This is a genomic window from Olivibacter jilunii, from assembly GCF_900607235.1.
Taxonomy (GTDB): domain Bacteria; phylum Bacteroidota; class Bacteroidia; order Sphingobacteriales; family Sphingobacteriaceae; genus Olivibacter; species Olivibacter oleidegradans.
Window position 1 is genome coordinate 132,381 of sequence record NZ_LR027852.1, and the last position, 25,439, is coordinate 157,819.

A 25,439-nucleotide genomic window follows, 5' to 3' on the forward strand; every position below is an offset into this window, starting at 1 on the left:
AGTTAATTGGCTAATTAGCTAATGGGGTTAAAGAGGGGCTAAAGGCCGTCAATTGCCAAAAGGTATCTTAATTCCTAAATTAACACCTAAGCCGCCAATATTGATGTAAGAACGCAGTTCATCGGCCGGTTTATTAGAGTCAAATCCCTCCCATCCGGCAACATTGTCGCCTGCTGTGATGGTTTTATGATAGTTTACTAATTTACTACTTTCACTGGCGGCGTCTTTGCTAAGCGTACCGCTTGTTAACGGTTGCCCGCTCATAACAACATTGTATTCGCCGCTTAATTCATGTAATTCTTTCTTTTTACCTCCTACCGAAATGTTCCGATATTCAAGTTCAGCATATATACTGATGCGGTCGTTCAACATCCAGTCAAAGCCGACGGCGCTCTGAAAGCCTACTGTAGGATTTGCTTTGATCCGGTCAACCCGTTTTACATTATGTAAGGTCATTATTGCATTAGGAGGTAAACCGGATGTCATATGCATGCTTTCTGCCACGCTTCCTGTTTGGTCGTTTGCTGTCGTAGTAATTTCAAGATGTCCACCTATAGGAATAATTACGCCCGCCTTCATGTAAGGTTTTACACTGCTATTAGTGGGAATATGAGCTACTAATGCCGGCGCAACATCAAATGCCTTGACCTTGCCGCTATTATGCAAATTTAGTACTTCATTGCCGCCTAGGCTGCCTCTTTGACGCATCATATCTTGTGAACGACTGTTGTAATAATTCAGCCCCACTTCAACACCTAATATTCGACTAAAGCGATACCCGGGAGTTAAGCCGACCCGCCAGCCTTCGCCGAAAGAGCCTGTAATAGTACTTTCCGATACCGTTTGTTGCGTTGGTGGATTCCCTGGAATGATATTAAACACTCTATCTCTTGCCGGTTGACCACCGATGGCAGGAAATTCAACAGGGGTTACTTTTAAGAAGTAGGCGCCGCCAGCTTTGATATAGAAACCTTTGTTGTAATCATCTTGAGCTTTTGCAGAGTAGAAAAACGAACCGGCAAGTATGCTTGCCATTAAAATCATCTTCTTCATAATGTAAAGTTTAAATAGGTGTTCTTCAATTGGTTTATCGTTTTTATTATGCTTGCATAATAATTACAAACGAAAGTAATAAAGGTTTGTAGTAATTGCAAATTTTTTGATGCGTATCTGTACGTACAAAAAACTGACCTTACCCTTTAATTCGGAAAAACAACAATTGAAATCGGAAGCTTAAGAAAGTGTACCGGATTGATTTTTTATACTTTCAAGGGAGCAGCAGAATGCGCTCCCTTGAAAGTTCTAAGTTTATAATGTGTTAGCTGTTACTTTTACAAAGTGTTTCAAATGTAAAATTTTTATTTTTTTTGTGCAACAAAAATGTAATAAAAAAATGGCTTAAATTGATAAGTGTACTGAAGTCAAATTCAAAAGTAAAAACTCAAAAGATACAGCAAGCGTCTGCGTTGCTAATCGTATTAACTTTAACTTATTTAAGTGTATCTGTAAGGAAACTAATAATTTCAGTTGATTGGCTTGGTTCAAACCAATGTGTGTTACTATCTTTTTTGAACCAGGTGATCTGCCGTTTAGCAAATTGGCGTGTATGTTGTTTTATTTTATCGACAGCCGCCTCTAACGTATACTTACCATCTAAATAATCAAAGAGCTCTGCATAACCTACCGTAAGTAGTGGAGGCCGTTTTTTATACGGGATAAGCATTTTTACTTCTTCCAGTAAGCCTTGTTGCATCATCAGGTCTACGCGCTTATTAATACGATTGTATAGGACGCTCCTTTCCGTGTTGAGCCCAATCTTTAATATCTGAAAAGGTCTTGGATTAGATTTGTCTCTTCTAAAAAAAGAAAAAGGTTTACCGGTGCTTTCGTACACCTCTAGTGCACGTATAATACGCTGAGGATTATGTATATCAACCTCTTGATAATAATCCGGATCCTTACGTTTCAATTCTTCCTGTATGAATGTCAGACCCTTCTCTTTATATTGTTCGTTTAAACTTTCGCGAATCCCCGGTAGTGGGCGAGGAAGTTCATCTAGTCCCTCACATACGGCATTTATAAACAATCCACTTCCTCCCACCATCACCACTACATTTTTATAGCTGAATAAGTCATCCAATTTGGCCAAGGCTTCTCGTTCAAAATCCCCTGCACTATAATCATCCAATATACTAAGCGAATCAATAAAAAAATGAGGAGCAGCCTGAAGTTCCATTTTACTCGGTTTTGCTGTCCCAATCGCCATTTCACGATAAAATTGTCTTGAGTCGGCAGAAATAATAGCGGTGTCGTATGCTTTTGCTACTTCAATAGCTAAAGCCGTTTTACCGATTGCCGTAGGACCTACTATGGTGATGAGTGTCTTTATGATCGTTAAGTCGTTAAATTGTAGAGTAGTTGAGTGGTTAAATTGTCGAGTTAAGCTTTTATAAAAGCCTTACTATGGCGGTTACTATTCAACATCTATACTACTTGACTATTTACTAATTAGTAGTCGTCCTCATAATTCTCGTTGTCCGAAAATTCGCCGGAAAAATCATCTTTTTCTTCGGAGCCGTCTTGGGTTTCTTCGTCGTCCATCAGATCTAGATCCATATCCTCGGCTTCATCAATTCCGTATTCGGTTTCGTTGAGGAAGTCGTAATCTTCTTTGTCCTCTTTTTTCAAAGCCGAAGCTTCAGTAGGAATAACAGCGGCACCAAATGGTTTCGGAGCTAGGCCAACAGTTTTTACCGTGAGTGGATACGTTTTTCCGTTCTCTTCCTTTAATATTTTAATCAATTGAACGTGGAAATCAAAGGGCCTGTCAAAGTTGTAAGTATAGTAAAACTTTTGATGCGGATCGTCAATAAATTTATTCAATTTGGAATTTTCCATTAGCGCTATTCCGCGCTCTTCCTTGCGTTTACTTGGCAAGTAGGCAATCTCTTCACCTTTCATCCACTGATCGTTACTAATGTAAAAAGAAGAGGAGACTTCCGGGTTATATCCCGTGGATTGATGAATTGCATGATGCAAATCTAATAAGGTATGCGTTGAGAGCACATCAATTTCGCGGATAATATCGTCGTAATCTTCAAAAGTAACTCGAAACCTATAAATAGCCATGACAGAAAATCCTGTTTTTGTTTTAAAATGCTAATATCACTAAAAAAGTAAAAATTCAAAAGTAAAAAGTAAAAACCCCGAAGGGCTCATTGATGCCTTAAAAAAACAAACAAAACCTCAATAATTAAAAAACTTGCCTCTCGTAGGGAGAGTGAAAAAGTGAAAACCTTGCTGATGGCTCCAGGAGAAAAGGCCATTTTTTGGAGCACGAAGGAGTCGCAGTCCCATATTATGACGACTGTATGATAAGGCCGAGTTCCTTTCCTTTCTTTTCCATATAGGCAAGCGCCTCTTCCCGGTTATTTTTTATGTCGCCTTCCAAGATTGCTTCGCGAATTGCCTTTTTTATAATACCTACTTCCGGCCCCGGACGAAGGTTGAACGATCTCATAATATCCTCGCCACTCACCGGTGGTTGCCAGTTTCGTATCTGATCACGTTCCTCCACATCTTTAATACGTTGTTTTACCAGCTCAAAATTGTCTCGATACTTTTTGCGTTTGTATTCATTTTTGGTTGTTACATCCGCATGGCAGAGCTTCATTAAACTGTCAATGTCGTCCCCTGCTTCAAAAAGTAAACGTCTTACCGCAGAATCCGTTACGACATCTTTTGCCAGTACAATGGGACGAAGGTGGAGTAGCACTAATTTTTGCACAAACTTCATTCTGTCATTAAGAGGAAGCTTCAGATCAGCAAATATTTTCGGAACCATTCGAGCCCCTCGATCTTCATGGCCATGGAATGTCCATCCCTGTTTTTTGTCGAAACGCTTAGTGGCGGGTTTTGCAATATCATGCAGAATCGCGGCCCATCGCAACCATAAGTCGTCCGTCACTTCGGCGATGTTATCCAAGACCTCCAATGTATGATAAAAATTATCTTTATGTCCTTTGCCGTCAATAATTTCAACGCCATAAAGCTGGGTCATAAGGGGGAAAATGAGTTCCAGCAGACCGGTGTCGAAAAGATAATTAAAGCCAATACTCGGTTTTTTTGAGCAGATGATTTTATTGAGCTCATCGGTAATACGCTCCTTCGATATGATCTTGATACGCTCGCGCTGCGATTTAATCGCATTAAAGGTTGGAGAACTGATTTTAAATTGTAGCTGACTGGCAAAACGTATAGCCCGCATCATCCGTAGCGGATCGTCAGAAAAAGTAGCCTCCGGTTCCAAAGGTGTGCGAATGGTTCTGATCTGAATATCCTTCACGCCGTTAAAAGGATCTAACAATTCGCCAAAATTTTGTTTGTTCAGGCTTAAGGCCATTGCATTAACCGTAAAGTCGCGCCTCTTTTGGTCGTCTTCCAAGGATCCATTTTCCACAATCGGTTTGCGTGAGTCTCTACGATAAGATTCTTTCCTTGCACCCACAAATTCAATATCGATCTGATCATAGCGCAACATGGCTGTTCCAAAATTTTTAAAAACGGACACTTTGGTATTTAGGTGCTTGCCCACCTTTTCGGCAAATTCGATACCACTTCCAATAACCAGGATGTCAATGTCATTTTTGAAGGGTCTTTTCATCAATCGATCGCGCACGTATCCGCCAATTACATAAATTTCTGTATTGTATTGGTTGGCCAAATTGCTCAGCGTTTCAAAAACGGGAAGTTGCAAGTACTCTTTCATCAGTGGGGCAAAAATACGAAAAATTAGCTATTAGCCTTTAGGTTTAGTCATTAGGTATTAGCTTTTAGCCTGTCAGCTTACAGCTAAAAGCTAGTTGCTAACGTCTTATAAAGCTAAATGCACCGCTAGCATCCAACTTCATAATCGTTGACGCTTGCTTCGGGGTTAGGTCATCCTGTTCAAACTCAACAATATAATCGACGCCATTCTTTATTTCATCACTTATTTCTAGGAAATTTTTAGGGGATGGTTCGCCACTGATGTTCGCAGAGGTAGAAACAATGGGCTTCCGGAAACGTTGGATCAGTTGTTCGCAAAAGCGATGTTTCGCAATTCGGATTCCAATACTGCCATCTTCAGCCACCAAGTTTGGGGCAAGATTTTTCGCGCCATCATAGATAATGGTTAAGGGTTTTTCAGTGTATTCAATTAATTGATAAGCCACGTCAGGGATTTCCTGAACATAGCTGGCTAGTTTATGCTCATTATCAAGTAAAATGATCAAGCTTTTATCTTTCGAGCGTCCCTTTAGCTGATAAACCTTATCCACCGCCTCCGGGTTGGTGGCATCGCAGCCAATGCCCCAAATGGTATCGGTAGGGTAGAGGATAACGCCGCCGGATTTTAATACTTGAAGTGCTTGGTTAATATCATTGTTCATCATATACTCTTGTATAAATTGAATAAATCTTCCGCAAGGTTTTTTGGATTAAAACGTTGTACATACTCGTTGCCTTCCTTAATCATCGTCGATCTTAACACGTTATTCGTATTAATATCATTTATGGCAGATCCCATTCCCTCTACATCATCCGGATCAACATATCGGCTATTTGGCCCCCCTGCTTCCTCTAGGCAAGAACCCCTAGCTGCTATAACAGGTATCCCACTATGTAGGGCTTCAATTATAGGTATCCCGAAACCTTCGAAACGCGACGGATAGATAAAAATATGCGCCATTTGATAAATAGCCGGCAAATCGTCAAAGGGTACAGAATGCAATAAAAGAACCCGTTTTTGTAAGTTTCTCTTTGCAATTTCGTGTTGAATAAGCTGTAAATAAGCGGTCTCTTTGCCGATGACGACAAGATGAATATTGGTTGGAATACGGTCTAAAGCTCTGATCGTGAGTAATAGATTCTTTCGCGTTTCGATCGTGCCAACTTGTAATAAATAGGTTGTCGGTAGCTGATATTTCTTTTGCACGGCTCGCTTTTCCTCCTCATCCACTGTTTGGCTAAACTGCGGGTGACAGCTCTGGTACACAACTTCTATTTTTTGCGCTGCAATACCTAGAAATTCCATCAAATCCCGTTTCGTTTGTTCACTAATCGCAACGATCTTGTCCGCCTTTCGGCATGCTTTTTTTATTTTATAGGTATAGATACTCCGATCGATGGGTTTGAAATAATGAGGGTAGCGGATAAAGATCAAATCGTGCACGGTTAAAACCCATTTGGTTTTCCCTTTTTTAGAGCCAAAAGGTAATTCGTGGCTTAATCCATGATAAATGTCCAGATTATATTGATGTGCCAGCGAGTTTAGCGTAAATGTACGCCATAGAGAAGAAAACTTTTTGGCAAGCCCTTTCGAAGGGAGCACTTCCTGAACATGTAAGCCTTCAGCTTTGTATAAAACCGAAGGCTTACTATTAAATAAGAAATAGTGATTTTCAGAATAGAAACGGCACATGCCATCAATTAGAGATCGACTATAGTTGCCTAATCCCGTTTTATTATGAAAAGCCCGCTTCGCGTCATATCCTATTCTCATTTTATCAACAGCAGATTCGTTAGCTATACTGCTACGTTATGATCTCTTAAGGCGTTATTTAAAGAGGTCTTCTTATCCGTTGACTCCTTGCGTTGTCCGATAATAAGCGCACATGGTACTTGATATTCGCCTGCAGGGAATTTCTTTGTATAAGATCCGGGAATTACCACTGAGCGTGCAGGTACCACGCCTTTATACTCTTTCGGAATTTCGCCGGTCACATCAATAATTTTCGTAGATGCGGTCAGCACGACGTTTGCACCCAATACGGCTTCCTCTTCCACACGTACACCTTCTACCACAATGGCTCGTGAGCCCAAGAAACAATTGTCTTCAATAATAACCGGTGCAGCTTGTACCGGCTCTAACACGCCGCCGATACCGACGCCACCACTTAAGTGTACATTTTTCCCAATCTGTGCACAAGATCCTACAGTAGCCCAAGTATCCACCATGGTACCCTCATCTACGTAAGCACCAATGTTAACATAAGAAGGCATCATAATAACTCCTTTTGCTAAAAAGGCGCCATAACGGGCCAAACCGTGCGGTACTACCCGAACACCCGCTTCTTTATAGTTTGTTTTCAACTTCATTTTATCGTGGAAAACAAAAGGGCCCACGTGAATTTCGTTCATTTGACGGATGGGAAAGTATAAAATAACGGCCTTTTTAATCCAATCGTTAATATGCCATCTTCCCGCAACCTTTTCAGCAACACGCAAAGTTCCCTCATCCAAGTGAAGAATAGTGGTCTCAATCGCTTCTCTATATTCTTTAAATTCTATTAGGTGCCTTTCTTCCCAGGCTTCTTCAATTAGTTTTTTTAATTCTGCAGTCATTTCAATAAAAAAGTTTAACAAAGAAAGTAAAATTTATTGATATAGCGATAGGAAGCTTTAGGCGATTGGATGACTACTTACCTCAAGCACAAGCATAACATAAAACTTAAACCTTAAAACGTACAAATCATGCCTGGCTTTTCGCTTTTTAGGTGTTGTTATGTTGGTAAAATAGGTTTAAAGAAGGGCTTTTTGCAGATATCTTTACCTTATGGCACAGGTAAAAACCTTTCTTCACGAATATTTTGAGAATTTCCCTGGCCACAGGGTCAACCGGAATAAAAATCATCTGTTAATTACTAAAAGATCGAAAGCAGGATGAGACAACAATACCTACTTCAACTTTATTTGCCAATTTTAAATGCGTTTATCTGCAATTCTGACCGGATTTTTTAATTTTGAGTGTAGCTAATTAGGGAAGACTACAATACGATCAATATAGATGTAACACCAGGCAATAATGAAAAAAACGAATGCTGTTAGAAGAGCTGTAATGAGAAATCTTACCAAAGATATTGGGAAATCCCATGCTGTAGTAGATAAAAAAAAGGATGTTGTCATAAAAAAGATATTAATTACGAGGCCTAATCACCGGTTAGGAAATCTTTTGATAATTACACCCCTCGTTCAGGAAGTTATCAATGTTTTTCCGGATAGTAAAGTAGACCTTTTTGTGAAAGGCGGAGTGTCACCTTCAATTTTTAAGAACTATAAAAATATTGATAGAATAATTCAGCTTCCTAAAAAACCTTTCAGCGATTTATTCAAATACCTAAAAGGCTGGGCCCTTTTAAGAGCCAGAAAATACGATCTTGTGATCAACTCAACTGCGGGTTCTTCATCAGGTAGACTATCAACACTGTTTGCTCGTTCACGCTATAAGTTTTTTGGTGACTTTAGTGAAGAAATACAAGTTAGATACTCCGATTATAGACACTTGGCTAAAAATTCAATTTATAACCTAAGAGACTATTTATCAAAGTTAGGCTATAACGAAAATTCCGCCACCATTCCGAATCTCGATCTCAAATTAGACCAAACTGAAATTGCTTTGGGGAAAGAAAAATTGGAGAATTTAACGCGCAACCACAGGGATACTATTTGTCTTTTTACCAACGCAACGGGTGAAAAATGTTATCCTGAAGAGTGGTGGGCGAAATTTTATGAGATATTACAGCGAAATTTTCCGAATTATAATATTATTGAGTTGTTACCCGTTGAAAATATATCGAAGCTAAATTTTAAGATTCCTCATTTTTACAGTACGGATATTCGTGAAATGGGAGGCTTCATTGCAAATGTTGCACTCTTCATTGCAGCTGATAGCGGGGTAATGCATTTAGCAAGTGCTTCAGGCATACCTACGATTGGCTTGTTTTCTGTAAGTGATGAAGACGTCTATGCGCCATATAACGGCAAGAGTTTTGCAGTTAATACCAATCATATTGATAATGAAAAAATTATGCAGTTAATCTACAACGCTTTGAACAAAGATTAAACGGTGAAATAAGTGAAATGAAGGTGTTTTTTGCAGAAGATTTTTCTCAGTATAACGAGGAAATTATCCTTACTTTAAAAAAATTTAAAACAAGCGGGACAATCATTGGTAACGGAAATAGAAACGTTGTTAAAATTTTTGAAATTAGCGGGTTACTATTCAACTTTAAATCCTTCAAACAGCATAACATTATCAACCGACATGTTTATAAATTTTACCGAAAGTCTAAGGCAAGAAGGTCTTTTGAATACGCACAGTTACTTTTAGATAAAAATTTTTGCACGCCTAAACCTGTAGCCTATATCGAAAATCATGATTTCATTGGTTTAACTTCAAGTTATTACATAAGTGAACACCTCGAAAATACTTTTACTTTGGCGGACGTTCTTTTTAACAGAGATTTTCCCGGACGAACGGAGATTATTAAGGAATATACTGCATTAATCTATGCTCTACATGAAAACGGTATTCAGTTTATTGATAATACGGCCGGGAATTTTCTGATCAGACAAGAAAATGGCACCTATCGTTTTTATATGGTTGATTTGAATAGAATAAACGTTTATGCTCGTATCAAGATACCTAAAAGACTTAAAAATTTCGGAAAACTCACCCTTGATCTCACCTTTGATAAAGAAATTCTGAGGATTATCAGTGAGGAATATGCATCTTTGTCGGGACTGTCTTCGGAATACTGTTTCAGGGAAATAAGTAGAGCATTAAATAAAATGTTGATTAAACGCAAAGTAAAGAAAGTCCTGAAATTGTACAAATATCTCATCAGGATTTAATGTTTAACGGCTATTCTGAATACCATGGTCACGTCAGGTTAATATAGCAGTCAGTTATTGAAATAAAAAAACCATTTCAGACATTAACCTAAAACTTTATTAAATGAAATCAATGCTTGAAGATTTAAAACAGTTTGACACAGAATTATTCCTAGCAATCAACGGAAAGCACAATGCTTTCTTTGATACGATAATGTATTGGGCAAGTGATAAATTGTTCTGGATTCCGTTTTACGCTGTGATAGTGTTTTTTTTAGTTAGAATTTATAAGAAATTCACCATTTATATTCTACTCGCAATTACGGTAACTATTACTTTGTGTGATCAGACTGCTTCCGGACTTTTGAAAAATCTGGTGAAACGTTTTCGACCTTCTCACGAACCAACTTTAGCCGGCCTGGTTCATTTAAGCGAAGCGGGTCCAGGTGGTAAATATGGTTTTGTATCATCTCACAGTGCCAATGCATTTGGGCTTGTAACGTTTCTCTTCTTCTTACTGCCTGCAAAATATAATTGGTTGAAGATCATTTTATTGTTCTGGGCTTTGCTGGTTTCTTATAGCAGAATTTACAATGGCGTTCATTATCCGTTTGATATTCTTGGTGGTGCGTTAGTGGGTGTGCTCTCAGGTAGTCTTGTTTGGATTATATTTAGAGCTATTTTTAAAAAAAGCGATTTTAATAAGGATTAGGGGGGATTAGCGTATCAAATTTAAATGCCTTGCTTCTAAACAAGCTTTAACATATAGATGCAGGGTGTTTATATTATAAGAACGTTTATTTTAACTTCTTTCTTTCTTTTCATTAAGTTTTCGTTTTTTAAGGCATTCAAGCTTTCCCTAAGGGGAAGGTCCGCGAAAGAAAAGAAGCAAAGAGACGACCGTAGGGAGTCCATGAACACCTTTGAAAATAATGAAGTAGTGAATAAAATCGCCGCTTCCTGCCTACCGCAGGCAGGCAAAATTTACAGGAATGGTAGTGCCTCCCACTGCATGATGTAAATTTTGGAGGCGGCATTTTAGTAGAACGATGGACTTTTACTTTTAACCAAGCGTACCATATCTTCAGCCCTAAATATAGCCCCGTGAGTTGGTAAAACGGCCTTGGAGGATACCGAGGCAACGAGCCGCAAAGCATTTGCATGTCTGTTCATGTGGCAATATCTAAGCGGATTGAGGAAGTGAAACGGCTCCAATACGCGCCAGCGATGCTTTGCAATCAGTTGCAAGGTAGCCTGCACAGCCTTGGGTTTTGTTCAACTTTTTGCCAAGAAAAAGTTGATTAAGAAAAACGTTCTTTTTAAAAGTAACAAGAAAAAGCTCCATTTTGAGCTTTCCCCTTAAAAGGGTACATTTGTAAATTATGGCCAAAGAGTTAGAGAAGCTCCGCATTGATAAATATTTATGGGCGATCCGCATTTTTAAAACACGAAGTTTAGCAACAGAGGCCTGTAAAGCTGGTCGGGTGAAGTTAAACGGTCAAAATATTAAGCCTTCCTATGTCGTAAAAGTGGGTGAAACCTATCACATTCAAAAAGGTATTGAAAAAAAGGTAGTCAAAGTGCTTGATTTGTTAGATAAGCGTGTGGATGCAAAAACGGCGGTTACTTTTTATGAAGATTTAACGCCTGTAGAAGAAACATATGGTTATAAATCGATGTTCCACGCGCCGGTTTTAAAACGCGATCGGGGGACTGGTCGCCCTACTAAGAAAGATAGGAGAGAGATTGACGACTTGAAAGACGAATGGTTTGCTGAGGAAGACTAAACTTTTCGAACAAAATGTGGAGATATAGAATGTATCGTGGCAGGATTTTTGTATAGTAATATGGATTTTCAGAAGGTAAATGTTTTGCTTATTAATAGTTGAGTCACCTGCTCAATTAGCAAAAATAAGCGTGTTGAACGCAGTATTTATCGTTTATAAAAAAGCTTTTGATAGCAGTGTAGCAAATTGGCCGCATTTTCGTTTAGTACTTTAGCAAGAGCATTATACGTTAGATTATGGAGAAAAAAAAACCGACATCATCCCTAATAATATCAACATACAATTGGCCGGAGGCTTTAAGTTTGTCGCTTAAAAGCGTATTGACACAAAAGGTTTTACCGAATGAAGTCATTATCGCGGATGATGGCTCTACAGAAGAAACTAAATGCATTATCGACTCATTCAAAAGTATCTTCCCAGTTCCATTGAAACATGTCTGGCATGAGGATAAGGGGTTTAGATTAGCAGAAATTCGTAATAAAGCTATTTTGGCCGCGAGTGGAGATTATATTATACAGACGGATGGAGACATTGTTATGCACCCAAGTTTCGTAGCTGATCATCTAAGATTTGCAAAACGGAATACCTTGGTTCGAGCAAGTAGAATTTATATAAATAAAGGTAAATCGAATTCGATGTTAAGAAATGGAAGTTCCGCAATTAATGCTTTCAGTAGAGGGATAACTAATTTCTTTAGCGCCGTGAGAATCCCGTTTCTATGGCGTCTTTTCGAATATCGTTATAAAAACAAAGGTGATGAGATTTACGAAATTCACGGTTGCAATATGGCCTTTTGGAAGAGCGATGCGTTAGCCGTTAATGGATATAATGAATCATTTTGTGGTTGGGGTCCCGAAGATAAAGAATTTGTGGCGAGATTGCTTAACAGAGGTGTGAGAAAAAGATTTTTGAAATTAGGTGCCGTTGCTTTCCACATTCACCATAAGGAAAATTCCAAGCAATTTTTAGTTGCTAATGAGAACGCCTTTAAGCAGACAAGAGAAACAAAGCAGATATGGTGCGATACGGGGATTTTTTCTAATAGAATCTTAGACCTAGAGAAATCTTTCGTTTTCGATAATGCTTAAGGACGTTCGCGTTGCACTTGTTATTTCTACTTATAATTGGCCTGAGGCCCTTCACCAGGTGCTTGTGTCTGTCAGAAACCAATATATACTACCTGATGAAGTTCTTATAGCAGATGATGGGTCGGATAGTCGGACGAAAAACCTAATTAGTTCTTTTAAGCAAGAGTTTCCGGTTCCTATCAGACATTTCTGGCATCCAGATGAAGGATTCAGAAAAGCCATAATCATGAATGCAGCTATCGCTTCTTCCTCTTCTGATTATATTGTGCAAATTGATGGTGACATTATAGTACATCCAAATTTTATTAAGGATCATATCGAAGAAGCGGAAAAGGGCTGTTATATTAAAGGAAGCCGTGTGCTACTATCTTCTCTGAAAACAAGTCGAATTTTAGCTAGCAAAGAAAAAAGAGTAACTATAAAGCCATACTCGTGTGGTATAACCAATAGATTAAATGCTTGTCGACTACCCTCGTTATCTAAGCTTTTTATCAAAAAACACAAGCGATCTCACGATCTTAGAGGCTGTAACTGCGCCTATTGGAAAAAAGATTTTGTTGCTATAAACGGCTATAACAACGAGCTACAAGGCTGGGGTCATGAAGACATTGAGTTAGCTGCTAGGTTTATTAACTTGGGGTTATTGCAGAAAACCGTTAAGTTAAAAGCGATTTGTTATCATCTTGATCATCCCTATAACCCTCGATTAAGCGAACAGGCAAATTATCTAAAATACAAGGAAGTGGTAAAGGAAGGAAATATTAGATGCAAAGATGGACTTGAGGGAGCTGTATTAAATTTAGAGGTATAGAATTCTTTTTACTATCATAATGAAATAGCTGCAATAATGATGATAGCTATCAAAAGTAACTTAATAATTTTCCAACGATTTAACCTAAACCATGATGGTGAGGCCTTTTTAAAGCTCATGTCTATCCTTCTAGAAAATCCGTTAAGATGCCCCATACGTAGATTGCCCCACAATTGACCAATTTCGTAAATGTTTTTAATTGCCATTAGGCGCCAAGCTATATCAAAATTAATTGTTTTCGTGTCCTTTATTGTCCTGATGAAATTAGTGATAAACTCACTTAACACTATGGCTAGCATAAAGATTAGGATTATTTTTAAAAAGCCACAGATTGACGCTGGAATTGCCAGCAAAAGTAATAAGAGTAACGTCTCTGAAGAATTGGTGAAATCAATGTAGGTATAAGGTCTTATAGCAGGAAGATTTGCTATTTCTGCAGCGCCTATGCCATATCGAATCATTCGTCCAGTTTGCATTTTTCCGCTATTCCACCAAGGGTGGACAACAATGGCATCTGGAACCGAAATGTACTCATCGTTATTTACCAAGCTATTTCGGACAAGAAATTCGATATCTTCCCCTCCCTTTTTTAGGTTCTTATCAAACATAGGTGAAGTAAGTTTTTCCCTATTGAGCATTATGTTAGCTGTCGGAGCCCATTTCATTCTTGTCTTTTGTCTGGCGATATTGAAGTGGGCTGTGGATCCGTTTATCGTTAATGCCTTAGTCGCACTATTGAAAGGAGGAGGGAAGTCTGTTACACCAATAAACCCAATTGCGTTCGCATTTTTCTCGATTACATTTGTGTACGCATATAATAATTTTTCGTCAGGAACAATATCATCATCTAAGAGTAGTATCCATTTACTGTTTCCAGCTTGAATTCCTTTGTTTCTTGTTGCGGAAAAGCCTAAGTTTACATCGTTTATTATTAAATGGATTCGTCCTTGTTTTGATAACTCATTTATTTTTGATGGTATTGTAGCGTTTGGATTGTCAGCGACGATATAGATATGTATGTCATATTTTTCAGGTTTTTTAAGATCGATGATTGGTATTAAAATGTGTTCGTCCAATCTAAACGAAGGTATAACTACGTCGATCGCATGGGAGTTGTTCATATGGACAAATATACAAGTCTTATAATGGTTTTGTCGGTCTTTAAATCCACATTGTTGTGATATATTAACATTTTTTCTCTCAAAGTGACAAATTAAGAATGGTGAAAAAATTAGATCTAGGGGAAGTGATTATGTCAGGATATTATCGCCTAAGCATCGTAATAGTAACCTATAATGCAGAAAAACACATTACCAAATGTTTGCAAAGTATTGTAGATTATGGTGGAAGCAATTTACAGCTAATCTTAGTTGACGGGGGCAGTACCGACGAAACAATGGCTAGAGTGGGGGCTTTTGAAAATCATATAGATATAATGATCAGCGAACCTGATCAGGGAATTTATGATGCAATGAACAAAGCTCTAACCCTTCTAAAGGGAACCTGGGTGCTGTTTTTAGGAGCGGATGATAGACTCCTTCCTACGTTTCCTTCATTTGTGGAGAGTTTTGCAGATAAACGAAGTATATATTATGGAAATTGCATAAGCGATTTCGAGGTTTTAGGGGGAGTGTTTACAAAATATAAATTAGCTAAACGAAACCCTTGCCATCAAGCCATCGCTTACCCGTGTATTGTTTTTCACAAATACAAATACGATTTGAAATATAAGGTTTTTGCAGATTATTTGTTAAATATGCAATGTTGGGGCGACGGAACGTTTAAAAAAAGATATTTACCAATTGAGGTGTCCTATTATAATATGGATGGTTATTCTTCTTATACTCATGACGAGGATTTTAGAAGGGATAAGCCAAGGCTGGTAAAACAATATTTAGGTGTTTTAGTTTACCTGAGATATTGTTTAAAAAAATTGAGAGAGAGAAATAAAATTGACTCTAAGTTTTTCTGATAATATACCCCTTTTTGTTAATAGATTGAACTATATGGTGTGCGAGATTAAAATATAGGTAGATGAAGATACTTTTTGATCATCAGATTTTTTCACTTCAGAATTATGGCGGGATTTCCCGTTATTTTTCAGCACTTTCACAGGGTCTGAAATCTAACGAAGGGATTTCTAGTCATATAAAGTTACTTTACAGTAGGAATCACTACTTAGAGGCGAAGAATTCTGTGCTTAGTAAAACAATGGGTGAGTTGTTTTTAAAGAAGCAAAAGAAGATATATAAATGGAATGAGAAATATTCAAAATATTTGATAGGTAAAAATGATTTTGATGTTTTTCATCCTACTTACTATAATCCGTATTTCCTTGATAGTTTAAAAAGACCCTATGTTATTACGGTTCACGATATGATTCACGAATTGTTTCCTGAGTTTTTCGCCCCAAATGATGAAACCGTGCTTGTGAAAAAAAAAGCTATAAATAAGGCTAACCACATTATCGCCATCTCGGAATCAACTAAGAGAGATCTTCAACTGCTATTGAATATTCCAGAAGACAAGATCACTGTAATTCATCATAGTTTATTTGATAAGTTGGTCATTCATTCTGAACCCCAAGAACAGGGGAAAAGCAAGCATTCGGTTCCATATGTGCTATATGTGGGTTCTCGGGATGGTTATAAAAACTTTTATAAGTTTATTACTGCCACCGCTAATATTTTAAAAGGATATGATATTGCCTTACTTTGTGTTGGTGGCGGGAGTTTCGGTATAGCTGAAGTAGAACTGATTAATCGTCTTAATCTTGCTCAATACGTAAAGCAGGTGGATGCTCATGAAGAGGAGTTGAAGTTATATTATGCCAATGCTGTATGTTTTGTATACCCTTCGTTATATGAGGGATTTGGTTTGCCGATTCTGGAAGCTTTTAATAATAAATGTCCAGTAGTTTGTAGTAACACAAGTTGTTTTCCTGAAACCGCGGGAGATAGTGCTGTTTATTTTAATCCAAAGGATATAGATGATATTGCAGCGGCCGTGAATTTAGTTCTTACAGATGAAAAATTAAGATCAAATTTAATAGAGAACGGATTGAAAAGACTGCAAATGTTCTCTTTAACGAACTGTTTGCAAAAAACAATGGATTGTTATAATAAATTAATACAATAGTTTTAAATTTTTGGAAATGAATCGAATACTTTATTTCTTTCCTCACAATTTGATGAATGATAATATGGGGTGTATTAAAAGGGCGTGGATGTTGCTAGAATATTTTAAGGAGCGGCAATTTCAAGTTGATCTCGTATATAGTGATGATTTTTGGGAAGGCCCGGAAGATGAGGTACAATTGAAGGAATTAAAGGATAGAGGATCATTTAGAAATATTATTAAACTCAATAAGAAGCCTACTGTTACCGATATTAGAACCTATTTGAAATTTAAACTACTGAGAGTTTTTCAACGAACGAATAAAATATCGTTGCCAGATTTTACAACCACGTATAATAGATTCCAGTTCGAAATGCTAATAAAGTCTACTGAATATGACTATATTATTATAAACTACGCCTATTGGGCTAATTTTGTTAAGAAAGCGAAAAGATGGAAAGGACCAAGGCTTATTATTGATACACATGATTTTCTAACTTCACAAATTCAACATAATTCTCAAATAGATATAGGGAATACCTTTAAGGAGGAAATTGAGAGGCTCCAACACTTTCATGAAATTTGGGTCGTTTCTGTCGAAGAGCAATATTTATTTAGCCAATTTTGTGGAAATAAAGTGAGGCTTATACCGATTAGTTTTCCAGATAACTGTCAATATAACAATAGAAGTATAATATATGACCTAATTTATGTGGCTAGTGATAATAACCACAATATAGAATCGGCGAAGTGGTTTTTTGAAAAAGTATTTCCGTTATTGTCCCAAGGAATAAAAATTTGTGTAATTGGAAAAATAGTAGACCATATTCCTATCGATTGTAACATTCATAAAGTGAGGTTTGCAGGTGAGTTAGACAGTTTTTATAAAGAGTCGCGTTTAGCAATTTGTCCAATGCTTAGTGGTACGGGGGTCAAAGTTAAGGTATTGGAAGCCCTTTCCTTCGGACTGCCAGTCGTGGCTACACCGAGAGGTACGGATGGTCTTTTAAATAAAGTAGGTAACGGTTGTATGGTAGCAGAAACGCCTCGGGAATTTGCAGAAAGTATTAAGTCGCTTATTGAAAATCGAGATATGTATGTTGAAACTCGTGAAAAGGCGATTAATTTTTTTCGAGCAAACTACGCTAATCAGGCCTTTTTCGAACTGATGGATCATCAATTAATGAAAGTTTCTTAAGCAGATTTTATGTTTAACATCGATAGAAAAAAACATACGGCGGAGATTATTATTCCTTTATATAAGGAAGTTCCTTCGAATGATGACCTGTTATCTATTCGACAATGCTTCAATGTACTTTCTAATTACCCCATTGTTGTAGTAAAACCCGCAGGACTCCAATTAGATTATTATCCTTTTCATTTCGATCGCGTAGAAAATTTTGAGGCAAAATATTTTCAAGGGATAGCTGGTTACAATTCCCTCATGCTTTCCGAAGATTTTTACGTTAAGTTCTTACAGAGCTCGTATATTTTAATTTACCAAACAGATGCTTTTGTGTTTAGTGATCAACTTGACTATTGGTGCAAGCAAAACTATGACTATATTGGAGCGCCTTGGCTTTATAGAGACTATGTCGATAAAGCCAAGTTTATCAAAGAATCTATAAGAGGCTGGGCGCACAGGAGATTTAACATTAAAGACGCCGTAAGCGGACTGCCTGCAGAACTTCAATTCCACAACGTAGTGGGGAACGGAGGATTCTCTTTAAGAAAGGTCGAATTGTTCCATAGAATCTGCAAAAAATACAAATTTCTGATTGACTACTATCTTCAACATCCGGAGAAACAGTTTAATGAAGACGTGTTCTGGTCGATAGAAATAAACCGAAAAAAAAGACATTTAAGAGTTCCTGACTATAAAAAAGCATTAACTTTTTCTATAGAAAGTTATCCAGTACTAGCGTGGTCGTTGGTCAATCAGAAATTGCCTTTTGGATGTCATGGATGGGATAAGTGCCGGGACTTCTGGAAACCTATTTTTAAAAATCAAGGATATGATATATAGTCTGATGATCAATTGGTTTTTTATCTAATTCGAGCTCTGTATGGGCTACCTCTTTAACACTGAACCTATTTACATTTTTCTGTTTTGATATAAGATTTTTATGAATAACATTATTAAGGTTGGCTTTTTAGTTTCATATGACTTCAAATATTTGTATCGTTCTATTCCCTTGGTTTACGAAGCAGCAGATGCGGTATATTTAGCAATTGACGAAAATAATAGAACATGGTCAGGAGATGATTTTGTAGTTCCGAAAGAGTTTTTTGAATGGTTAAAAACTTTTGATATCGATAACAAAATTGTCATTTACAAAGATGATTTTTATGATCCCCATTTGTCGCCCATGGAAAACGATACACGTGAGCGAAATATGCTTGGAGAATTTATGGGAGAAGGTGGATGGCATATACAGATAGATGCTGATGAGTATTTTATTAATTTTGCTGGTTTTAAAGAGTTTTTGCTTAAAGAAATTAAGAATTATTTAATCGATCGGACTTTTACCGTTTGTGTATATGTTCAAGTATTAACGATTTATAAAGAACTTGAGGATGGATTTCTTGTAATAGATTCGGACGAGTATTTACCTGTAGCAACAAGGTATCCGAAATATGAACAAGCCAGAAGAACAGGGGAGGATAAGTTATTTGTAAGTTATAAAATGGTTCATCAAAGTTGGGGACGAGAAGAAACAGATTTACTTAAAAAGCTAAAAAGTTGGTCTCACAAAGACGATTTTAACGTAGATAGTTATTTTCGGTTATGGCAGGCATGCGATAAGTACAATTTTGTATATTACAATAATTTCCACCCCTTGATTCCAACTATATGGTCAAAGTTAAAATATTTACCGTCCCACACTATTGATCATTTAGTTTGTGACACTAGCAATGATCAGGAAGGGATACATGTTAAGTATTCTCCTACAGAGAAGGCTTTGGAAAAAGGGAAATCCCGTAAGGTTAAATGGTTAAATAAACTTGGAATACTAAAAAAACTCACCTGAGAGTGCCTCATTTATCAAAAAAAGGATTAGATAAGCCCGACATCTAGTATGTTTTATTAAAATACGTCCATTTCGTTGCATTATATATCCTTTTATAGAAAAAAGCTCGCTTGACGAGCTTGGTGTTGCTTGTGAATCTTTTCCATTTATTCAAACGATTTTGCCACGTTAAATAATCAGTCATAAGTAATAGATTACGGGCCATATCATGAGCATTTAAGGTTGATAAGGCGATTTCCCTAAGTCGTTCTCCGTCTTTGGGATCGTATTTCTCCATTTCCCGTATTAATTCTGTTTCTTTGTACTGCCTATTCAAATACCGACCAGAACAGTTCTTTGTTATATATTTCCAAAATTTTTCGGGACGTAAATAACCGTCTGCTCTATTTCCATTGTATCCTCTATTATCATATATTAGACAAGGTCTTCCACATGCCATGGCATCATAGATGGATCTTCCAATTCCTACGACTAAATCAAAGCGGTTAATTACTTTTTCCACTTCAATAATTGGATTTTTATGCTTATTATAGGAAGAAAAGTCTAAACCCTTAGACGCACAGATCTCCTTTAATGCGATGTTCGCTTTTTCACTTTGACATAATGAAAGTACTCTTTTTAACTTTTGGTTTGGCGAACTTGTTGGCTTCTTAGTTTGTATATCTATCCCATTTAATATCACCTCATTTTGATAACCTAATTCATTTAGATGTAATGATACCTCCTCGGAAATCGCCACATGAAAATCTGCAAGAGGAGAGGGTTGCTCAAGCTCAGGTAACACGCCATGACAGATTTGTATGATTGGAGCTCTCGAAAACAGTTCTCTTACAGTAGTGTTATGATTAGCAAAAATTAGATCGTATTTCTTTTTTGACATAAAAGGAACTTTTAACTCTCCTTCTATTTTGTCAGATATCAATCCCTTATCAAAAGTGAAATATTCTACCTCTATACCCAGTAACTCACTCAGCGCTTTAATTAAATCGTATGTATAAAGTTCAGACCCGCCTACGCCTTCCAAATGATTTGTTGCTACTAAGACTTTTTTTACTTCTTTTCCCATAAACTTTTGTTGGTATTAATAGGAAGTGTACTGCTGTTGCTATATCATGACTTAAGATAAAAACGAAGGAATATGTTCTATGATACAGTTTTAATGTAACTTTTTTGTTGTTTAGTTTGTTGTGGTTATGTATAATCGGATCAAATTATGCGTACTGTTCTAAATTATTTGTCTCTCTTTCTTCAAAAAAAGAGGGCGTTCGCACGATTTAAGAGATTCTAGTTGTGCCCTTTGCATGCTGACTTATAACAGTAAATGGTTATAATAATGATTTGAACGGATTGGACGATGAAGATATATCGCTAGCTGCCAGATTGGTTAAATACAGCGTATTAAAAAAAGTGTAAAGCTTAAAGCTGTTTGCTATTATTTAGATTACAAAATTAATGTAAGAAATAATGAACGAGGCAGTTACGCGGTTTATCTAATCGTTGTTGAGAATGGAATTGATGCTTGGCAAAATGGAATGGTAGTTTGTATCGTTGCAATAAAACGTGGTTATATTTTTAATAATTGCACATGCATTATAAATTTACCAAAACGCCTAAGAGAAAGCAGTTAACTTATATCCCAGGCGTTTTGTATTGAGAGCTTATCTCAAATTAACAACTACATCCCATGAGCCATAACCATTATTTGCATAGTCTATCCTCCAATATCCGTTTGCATCTTTTATGGCGAGGTCTGCTTTCCCATCTCCGTCATAGTCAGCGGGCGCTGGCACTGCATCGATTGAATTGCCATAGTTCGGAAATTTTAGGTCAAAAGAACCAAAACCTGTTGCGGCATAATCTATCCACCAATAACCATTGGTATCTTTGATTGCAAGGTCTGCTTTACCATCACCGTCGTAATCGGCTGGCGCTGGTATAGCATTTGAATATCCATAATTCGGTAACGAAACGTTAAAAGAACCAAATCCGTTTGCGGCATAATCTATCCACCAATATCCGTTTTTATCTTTAATAGCCAAATCTGCTTTGCCGTCACCATCGTAATCCGCTGGGACAGGAATGGCATCTGTCGAATTTCCGTAACCGGCGAATACAGCATCGATTGAACCGTAACCATTATTGGCATAATCTATCCGCCAATAGCCATTATCATCTTTGATTGCTAAGTCTGCTTTGCCGTCACCATCGTAGTCGGCTGGTACAGGTAAAGCTTTGGGAGAGTTTCCATAATTTGGCAAAGCTATATCAATGGAACCAAATCCATTGGCTGTATAGTCTATCCGCCAATAGCCGTTCGAATCCTTAATGGCTAAATCAGTTTTGCCATCCCCATCATAGTCAGCAGGTACTGGTACGGCCTCAATAGAATTGCCATAGTTGGCTAAAACCACATCCCAAACACCGAATCCGTTTTTTGCGTAGTCTATTCTCCAGTATCCGCTCGCGTCTTTGATAGATATATCCATTTTTCCATCTCCATCATAATCTGCTGGTACGGAAATTGAACCTGCGGGATAAGGTGTTTCTATATCGCCTGCGGAAATCGTTCCATACGTCTTACTTGCATAATAATACGAAGACCATTTTGGCGTTGTTCCGCTATAAGTATCCCAATAACGCCATTTGAGCTTCACAACTCCGGCCTTGTTATTTGGTTGCAGCTTTGCTGTTTTAGCAAACTCCTTACTCCAATAAGTACCGGTAGCTTGTGTAAAATCAGAGGTAGTTACAAAAATACTATCAGAAATTGCGGTTTCGAAGCCGTTGGCATCTAAAACATAGATCGCTTGCGCTTTAACTTGTGTGGAACCATCGTATCGTTGGAATTGCATGACGGTATTGAATGGAGTTTCGCCACTGTTGGACTCATACTTGATTTTCCCATCATGAAGATATATGTTTTGAACTCCCCACATCCCAATTTTTATATCTATCACTTGGCTCTTTGCCACATTGATTAAGGTAACAAAGGCTAATAACGTATATAGCAGCTTTTTCATTTTATTTCTTATCTAGGTTTTTGTCACGGTTATAAACATCAAGAACATCTTCATACTTAAGCTCACGATCGTAGTCCCCAGGTAGCTTAAACGCTTGGGTTTCTTTATTAAACACAATGGAAGAAACGTCCAAATGCATTTTTTCTGCTAGAAACTGCCGTAGGGTCTCAATTTGGGCTTTTTCTTTTGTCTCTTGTTGAACTGCATTATCCTTGTTACAGGCTGCGAAGGATAGGCTGAGCAGTACCATGGGCACTACTAATGATTTTTTGAAATACTTCATAAACATAAATATAAGTTTAGGAGGCAAGGCCTCGTTGAACGGCCGCAAAGCAAGTGATTAAAATCGGCTAAATCAAAAAAATTACACAGAATGCCATTTTATGAGGACGAAATTTGGTTTTGATTATATGAAATTAATTTTATGCTTGGTAGAGATAAACTCAAATTTGTTTTTATAAATTTGTTGCTCTCAAATTGCTGATTAGCTTCATGCGATTACCGGTGTTCTTGCTCAATATCCACCAACTCAAGAATCTATTCTTTCAGCACTCGCCCTTCTTCTTTGATAGTTAAGTTCCTTACCCTTATTTGGAGATCGATAATCGAAACAGATAAATAACCATTAATCCAGAGAACCTACCATAAAGACGATTGTCTTTATCATGGATCATATTGACTTTGTAACAAGGACTTTTGTATTCAACTTGCTCCCGGTCGTCTTTATCGTATTTCCGTATGGCTTTGTGCCAATTCCGATCGGGATGGTATTAAAGACGCGCGGAATTAAAGCAAACCGATATGACTTTGTTTCTAAGTCATACGGGTTTATAATAATGTCGGTCGACATTGTGTTGATGTCCGTTGCATTTATTATAAAATCAGACGGGTTTATAGTAAAGCCGTTTGTCTTTACTATAAAGACAGGTGGAATTGAGTTACTCCTGGTTGGAGTCAAGTTAATTCCGTATATCTTTAATATAAAGTTGTTTGGAATTGTGTTAAAGTTGATCACCTTTATAGTAAAGACAACTTACTTTGTTTTAAATGCAGTTGGATTTACTACCATGCTGTTCATGTTTGTTTCAATGTCAGTTGGAATTGGTTTAAAGTTGCTTGTATTTGCTGTGATGCTGTTGAAATAATACTAAAGTACGATGAAGATATTTATATTTTGCTCAGCGAAATAGCAAACGATTTTGGCAGACACGGTGCCGGATTTATTGCTATTTCTGCCAATTAAAAAGTTCAACCTACCTGGCTAGCAACTTTAACATATTTTAACAGCTGTAGCAGCCGTCTATAAACTGATGCACATCCTTACTATATTCGAGTCCGATAGTAGTCCGATAGGTATTGCTTAAAAAGCCGTGTTTTGGGCTTTTTTACGTACTGTATAGGGATATCACTGGGATATAGGGGGAATAGGACACGGATAGAGCACGGCTCAAGGTCGGATCAAGGACGCCTTTATGTAACGATTTAGCCTAAAGCCTATAGCTTATAGCCTACTGCCTTCTACTTTTGGCACGATATTTACATATAAGACATTGCTTATTGATAAATGAAAACAATTATGTACAAGAAAGTGTTTAGTTTGCCCCTTGCAGTTCTAGCCATAGCGCTACTTGCAAGTGCTTGTGTGGGCAACAAAAAGTATACAGCTTTGCAAAGCGATTATACCGAGTTGCAAACGAAGTATAAGGACTTGGATTTAAAGTTCCTGAATAGTCAGCATGAATTGACGAATGCCAAATCTCGCGTAACGGATCTAGAAGAACAGATCGCGCAGTACAAGTCGAATGTAAATTCGCTACAGGCGGCTTTGGATAAATGTTTAACCAACAGCGGCCAGGGCAATGCCAACATCGCCAAGTTAGTGGATGAAATTAATGCTTCTAACAAATACATCCAGCATTTGGTGAATACCAAGGCTAAAAGCGACTCGCTTAATATGGTGTTGACCAATAATCTGACGCGCTCCTTGAGCCGTGAAGAGATGCAGGATGTGGATGTTCAAGTGTTAAAAGGTGTGGTTTATATCTCGCTTTCGGATAACATGCTCTATAAATCGGGTAGTTATGAAATTTCTCCGGCTGCCGGCGAAACATTAGGTAAAATTGCTAAGATTATCATGGATTACAAGGAGTATGAAGTGTTAATTGAAGGTAATACGGACAATGTACCAATTTCGCAGAAGAACATCCGGAACAACTGGGATTTAAGTGCGCTGCGTGCTTCATCGGTGGTACAGGCCTTGCAAAACGACTACGGGGTAGATCCTAAGCGACTTACTGCTGGTGGACGTGGAGAATATAACCCAATTGCAAGCAATGATACGGAGGCTGGAAGAACGCGCAACAGACGTACCCAGATCATCATTACACCTAAGTTGGATCAATTTATGGAGCTGATTGATAAGGCGCCTGAAAGCTCGCAAGATGGCGATACAACAGTTACCGAGCAAGATACTACTACTTATTAAGCAAAAAAAGCTAAAAGAAAACCCCGGGCTGCATGCAGTGCCGGGGTTTTTTGTATTTGGATTTGTTTTTCCATGCCACGCCGTAAGCAGCCCTCGGGGAGAGGGCCGCAGGCGTGTGCCAAACAAACACAGAACAAAAACTTTTAAGCGAAAAGCCGTAAGCTAATCACCTAAGATCTTTTGAAGGCACAGCGCTTCGTTTAAAGCAGTGCCTATATGTTTAAGAACAATAAATCTTTCCCTCTCTATCTTTCTAGTCTGCGATTATATGTGTAAAGCCTAGAGGCTAAAGCGCCATAACGCAAAATAGAAGAAGCCTTTGTGATTTTTCCGATAACTGAGCCCTGCGTTTAGGAACAGGTTTAAGAAATTTAGGCTTCTTATCAGTACGTTGCAAGATAATAATTTTTTTTGTTAAAGAAAAAAATATCGAAATATTTTGTGTAAT

General features: G+C 37.6%; 23 protein-coding genes. 12 read left to right on the forward strand and 11 right to left on the reverse strand.

Annotated features, from left to right (window positions below; all coding sequences use genetic code 11):
* Positions 1–48 precede the first annotated feature (48 nt).
* The 7 genes from E0E36_RS16765 to E0E36_RS16795 form a co-directional block, all read right to left on the reverse strand.
* On the reverse strand, positions 49–1,053 hold the full coding sequence (locus E0E36_RS16765) for an outer membrane beta-barrel protein (protein ID WP_013665697.1): 1,005 nt from the start codon (positions 1,051–1,053) through the stop codon (positions 49–51).
* Positions 1,054–1,489: 436 nt separating this feature from the next.
* Positions 1,490–2,392: a tRNA (adenosine(37)-N6)-dimethylallyltransferase MiaA gene (gene miaA / locus E0E36_RS16770; protein ID WP_130856905.1), complete on the reverse strand. Its 903-nt coding sequence runs from the start codon at positions 2,390–2,392 to the stop codon at positions 1,490–1,492.
* 116 nt (positions 2,393–2,508) lie between these two features.
* The gene (locus E0E36_RS16775) at positions 2,509–3,129 is read right to left on the reverse strand and encodes an IS1096 element passenger TnpR family protein (protein ID WP_130856907.1); all 621 of its coding nucleotides are present in this window, start codon (positions 3,127–3,129) and stop codon (positions 2,509–2,511) included.
* Positions 3,130–3,358: 229 nt separating this feature from the next.
* Complete coding sequence (locus E0E36_RS16780; protein WP_130856909.1) at positions 3,359–4,768, reverse strand: CCA tRNA nucleotidyltransferase; 1,410 nt, start codon at positions 4,766–4,768, stop codon at positions 3,359–3,361.
* A 97-nt stretch (positions 4,769–4,865) separates the two neighbouring features.
* A complete protein-coding gene (locus E0E36_RS16785) occupies positions 4,866–5,432 on the reverse strand; it encodes an L-threonylcarbamoyladenylate synthase (protein WP_013665701.1) in 567 nt (188 codons plus the stop codon).
* Positions 5,429–6,541, reverse strand: a complete 1,113-nt coding sequence (locus E0E36_RS16790; protein ID WP_013665702.1) for a glycosyltransferase family 4 protein — start codon at positions 6,539–6,541, stop codon at positions 5,429–5,431. The genes E0E36_RS16785 and E0E36_RS16790 overlap by 4 nt, the downstream gene beginning before the upstream one ends.
* 23 nt (positions 6,542–6,564) lie before the next feature.
* Complete coding sequence (locus tag E0E36_RS16795) at positions 6,565–7,383, reverse strand: 2,3,4,5-tetrahydropyridine-2,6-dicarboxylate N-succinyltransferase (protein WP_013665703.1); 819 nt, start codon at positions 7,381–7,383, stop codon at positions 6,565–6,567.
* Between the two features lie 460 nt (positions 7,384–7,843).
* Between E0E36_RS16795 and E0E36_RS16800 the strand changes: the two genes are divergently transcribed.
* From E0E36_RS16800 to E0E36_RS16825, 6 genes are all read left to right on the forward strand, one after another.
* Positions 7,844–8,881: a glycosyltransferase family 9 protein gene (locus E0E36_RS16800; RefSeq protein WP_130856911.1), complete on the forward strand. Its 1,038-nt coding sequence runs from the start codon at positions 7,844–7,846 to the stop codon at positions 8,879–8,881.
* Between the two features lie 17 nt (positions 8,882–8,898).
* On the forward strand, positions 8,899–9,672 hold the full coding sequence (locus E0E36_RS16805) for a lipopolysaccharide kinase InaA family protein (RefSeq protein WP_130856913.1): 774 nt from the start codon (positions 8,899–8,901) through the stop codon (positions 9,670–9,672).
* 103 nt (positions 9,673–9,775) lie between these two features.
* Positions 9,776–10,363 carry a phosphatase PAP2 family protein gene (locus tag E0E36_RS16810; RefSeq protein ID WP_013665706.1) on the forward strand — a complete coding sequence of 196 codons (588 nt, stop codon included), beginning with the start codon at positions 9,776–9,778 and terminating at the stop codon, positions 10,361–10,363.
* A 670-nt stretch (positions 10,364–11,033) separates the two neighbouring features.
* Positions 11,034–11,438, forward strand: a complete 405-nt coding sequence (locus tag E0E36_RS16815) for an RNA-binding S4 domain-containing protein (RefSeq protein WP_013665707.1) — start codon at positions 11,034–11,036, stop codon at positions 11,436–11,438.
* Between the two features lie 236 nt (positions 11,439–11,674).
* Complete coding sequence (locus E0E36_RS16820; RefSeq protein ID WP_130856915.1) at positions 11,675–12,526, forward strand: glycosyltransferase family 2 protein; 852 nt, start codon at positions 11,675–11,677, stop codon at positions 12,524–12,526.
* Positions 12,519–13,337, forward strand: a complete 819-nt coding sequence (locus E0E36_RS16825; RefSeq protein WP_130856917.1) for a glycosyltransferase family 2 protein — start codon at positions 12,519–12,521, stop codon at positions 13,335–13,337. Before E0E36_RS16820 ends, E0E36_RS16825 begins: the two co-directional genes overlap by 8 nt.
* 14 nt (positions 13,338–13,351) lie before the next feature.
* Here E0E36_RS16825 and E0E36_RS16830 read toward each other — a convergent pair whose 3' ends face one another.
* Positions 13,352–14,458, reverse strand: a complete 1,107-nt coding sequence (locus E0E36_RS16830) for a glycosyltransferase family 2 protein (RefSeq protein WP_130856919.1) — start codon at positions 14,456–14,458, stop codon at positions 13,352–13,354.
* A 98-nt stretch (positions 14,459–14,556) separates the two neighbouring features.
* Here E0E36_RS16830 and E0E36_RS16835 point away from each other — a divergent pair, with 98 nt between their 5' ends.
* The 5 genes from E0E36_RS16835 to E0E36_RS16855 all read left to right on the forward strand — a co-directional run bounded on the left by E0E36_RS16835 (position 14,557) and on the right by E0E36_RS16855 (position 19,486).
* Positions 14,557–15,309, forward strand: a complete 753-nt coding sequence (locus tag E0E36_RS16835; protein ID WP_130856920.1) for a glycosyltransferase family 2 protein — start codon at positions 14,557–14,559, stop codon at positions 15,307–15,309.
* Positions 15,310–15,371: 62 nt separating this feature from the next.
* Positions 15,372–16,475, forward strand: a complete 1,104-nt coding sequence (locus E0E36_RS16840; protein ID WP_130856922.1) for a glycosyltransferase family 4 protein — start codon at positions 15,372–15,374, stop codon at positions 16,473–16,475.
* Between the two features lie 16 nt (positions 16,476–16,491).
* Positions 16,492–17,652, forward strand: coding sequence for a glycosyltransferase (locus E0E36_RS16845; RefSeq protein WP_130856924.1), 1,161 nt, complete (start codon positions 16,492–16,494; stop codon positions 17,650–17,652).
* A gap of 9 nt (positions 17,653–17,661) precedes the next feature.
* Positions 17,662–18,480: a DUF5672 family protein gene (locus E0E36_RS16850; protein WP_130856926.1), complete on the forward strand. Its 819-nt coding sequence runs from the start codon at positions 17,662–17,664 to the stop codon at positions 18,478–18,480.
* A 100-nt stretch (positions 18,481–18,580) separates the two neighbouring features.
* Complete coding sequence (locus E0E36_RS16855; RefSeq protein ID WP_130856928.1) at positions 18,581–19,486, forward strand: hypothetical protein; 906 nt, start codon at positions 18,581–18,583, stop codon at positions 19,484–19,486.
* A 43-nt stretch (positions 19,487–19,529) separates the two neighbouring features.
* Here the strand turns inward: E0E36_RS16855 and E0E36_RS16860 are convergent, their stop codons facing one another.
* The 3 genes from E0E36_RS16860 to E0E36_RS16870 form a co-directional block, all read right to left on the reverse strand.
* A complete protein-coding gene (locus E0E36_RS16860; RefSeq protein ID WP_130856930.1) occupies positions 19,530–20,552 on the reverse strand; it encodes a glycosyltransferase family protein in 1,023 nt (340 codons plus the stop codon).
* A 592-nt stretch (positions 20,553–21,144) separates the two neighbouring features.
* Complete coding sequence (locus E0E36_RS16865) at positions 21,145–22,506, reverse strand: FG-GAP repeat domain-containing protein (RefSeq protein WP_130856932.1); 1,362 nt, start codon at positions 22,504–22,506, stop codon at positions 21,145–21,147.
* 1 nt (position 22,507) lies between these two features.
* Entirely contained in the window at positions 22,508–22,789 is a 282-nt protein-coding gene (locus E0E36_RS16870; protein WP_130856934.1) for a hypothetical protein, read from the reverse strand.
* A 1,293-nt stretch (positions 22,790–24,082) separates the two neighbouring features.
* Between E0E36_RS16870 and E0E36_RS16875 the strand changes: the two genes are divergently transcribed.
* Positions 24,083–24,991 carry an OmpA/MotB family protein gene (locus E0E36_RS16875; protein ID WP_013665719.1) on the forward strand — a complete coding sequence of 303 codons (909 nt, stop codon included), beginning with the start codon at positions 24,083–24,085 and terminating at the stop codon, positions 24,989–24,991.
* Positions 24,992–25,439 lie beyond the last annotated feature (448 nt).

Bases quoted from the DNA above. Each gene is read 5' to 3' on its own strand.
- E0E36_RS16765 (WP_013665697.1), bottom strand. From the start codon at position 1,053: ATGAAGAAGATGATTTTAATGGCAAGCATACTTGCCGGTTCGTTTTTC.
- E0E36_RS16775 (WP_130856907.1), bottom strand. From the start codon at position 3,129: ATGGCTATTTATAGGTTTCGAGTTACTTTTGAAGATTACGACGATATT.
- E0E36_RS16780 (WP_130856909.1), bottom strand. From the start codon at position 4,768: ATGAAAGAGTACTTGCAACTTCCCGTTTTTGAAACGCTGAGCAATTTG.
- E0E36_RS16785 (WP_013665701.1), bottom strand. From the start codon at position 5,432: ATGATGAACAATGATATTAACCAAGCACTTCAAGTATTAAAATCCGGC.
- E0E36_RS16790 (WP_013665702.1), bottom strand. From the start codon at position 6,541: ATGAGAATAGGATATGACGCGAAGCGGGCTTTTCATAATAAAACGGGA.
- E0E36_RS16795 (WP_013665703.1), bottom strand. From the start codon at position 7,383: ATGACTGCAGAATTAAAAAAACTAATTGAAGAAGCCTGGGAAGAAAGG.
- E0E36_RS16800 (WP_130856911.1), top strand. From the start codon at position 7,844: ATGAAAAAAACGAATGCTGTTAGAAGAGCTGTAATGAGAAATCTTACC.
- E0E36_RS16805 (WP_130856913.1), top strand. From the start codon at position 8,899: ATGAAGGTGTTTTTTGCAGAAGATTTTTCTCAGTATAACGAGGAAATT.
- E0E36_RS16810 (WP_013665706.1), top strand. From the start codon at position 9,776: ATGAAATCAATGCTTGAAGATTTAAAACAGTTTGACACAGAATTATTC.
- E0E36_RS16815 (WP_013665707.1), top strand. From the start codon at position 11,034: ATGGCCAAAGAGTTAGAGAAGCTCCGCATTGATAAATATTTATGGGCG.
- E0E36_RS16820 (WP_130856915.1), top strand. From the start codon at position 11,675: ATGGAGAAAAAAAAACCGACATCATCCCTAATAATATCAACATACAAT.
- E0E36_RS16825 (WP_130856917.1), top strand. From the start codon at position 12,519: ATGCTTAAGGACGTTCGCGTTGCACTTGTTATTTCTACTTATAATTGG.
- E0E36_RS16830 (WP_130856919.1), bottom strand. From the start codon at position 14,458: ATGAACAACTCCCATGCGATCGACGTAGTTATACCTTCGTTTAGATTG.
- E0E36_RS16835 (WP_130856920.1), top strand. From the start codon at position 14,557: ATGGTGAAAAAATTAGATCTAGGGGAAGTGATTATGTCAGGATATTAT.
- E0E36_RS16840 (WP_130856922.1), top strand. From the start codon at position 15,372: ATGAAGATACTTTTTGATCATCAGATTTTTTCACTTCAGAATTATGGC.
- E0E36_RS16845 (WP_130856924.1), top strand. From the start codon at position 16,492: ATGAATCGAATACTTTATTTCTTTCCTCACAATTTGATGAATGATAAT.
- E0E36_RS16850 (WP_130856926.1), top strand. From the start codon at position 17,662: ATGTTTAACATCGATAGAAAAAAACATACGGCGGAGATTATTATTCCT.
- E0E36_RS16855 (WP_130856928.1), top strand. From the start codon at position 18,581: ATGAATAACATTATTAAGGTTGGCTTTTTAGTTTCATATGACTTCAAA.
- E0E36_RS16860 (WP_130856930.1), bottom strand. From the start codon at position 20,552: ATGGGAAAAGAAGTAAAAAAAGTCTTAGTAGCAACAAATCATTTGGAA.
- E0E36_RS16865 (WP_130856932.1), bottom strand. From the start codon at position 22,506: ATGAAAAAGCTGCTATATACGTTATTAGCCTTTGTTACCTTAATCAAT.
- E0E36_RS16870 (WP_130856934.1), bottom strand. From the start codon at position 22,789: ATGAAGTATTTCAAAAAATCATTAGTAGTGCCCATGGTACTGCTCAGC.
- E0E36_RS16875 (WP_013665719.1), top strand. From the start codon at position 24,083: ATGTACAAGAAAGTGTTTAGTTTGCCCCTTGCAGTTCTAGCCATAGCG.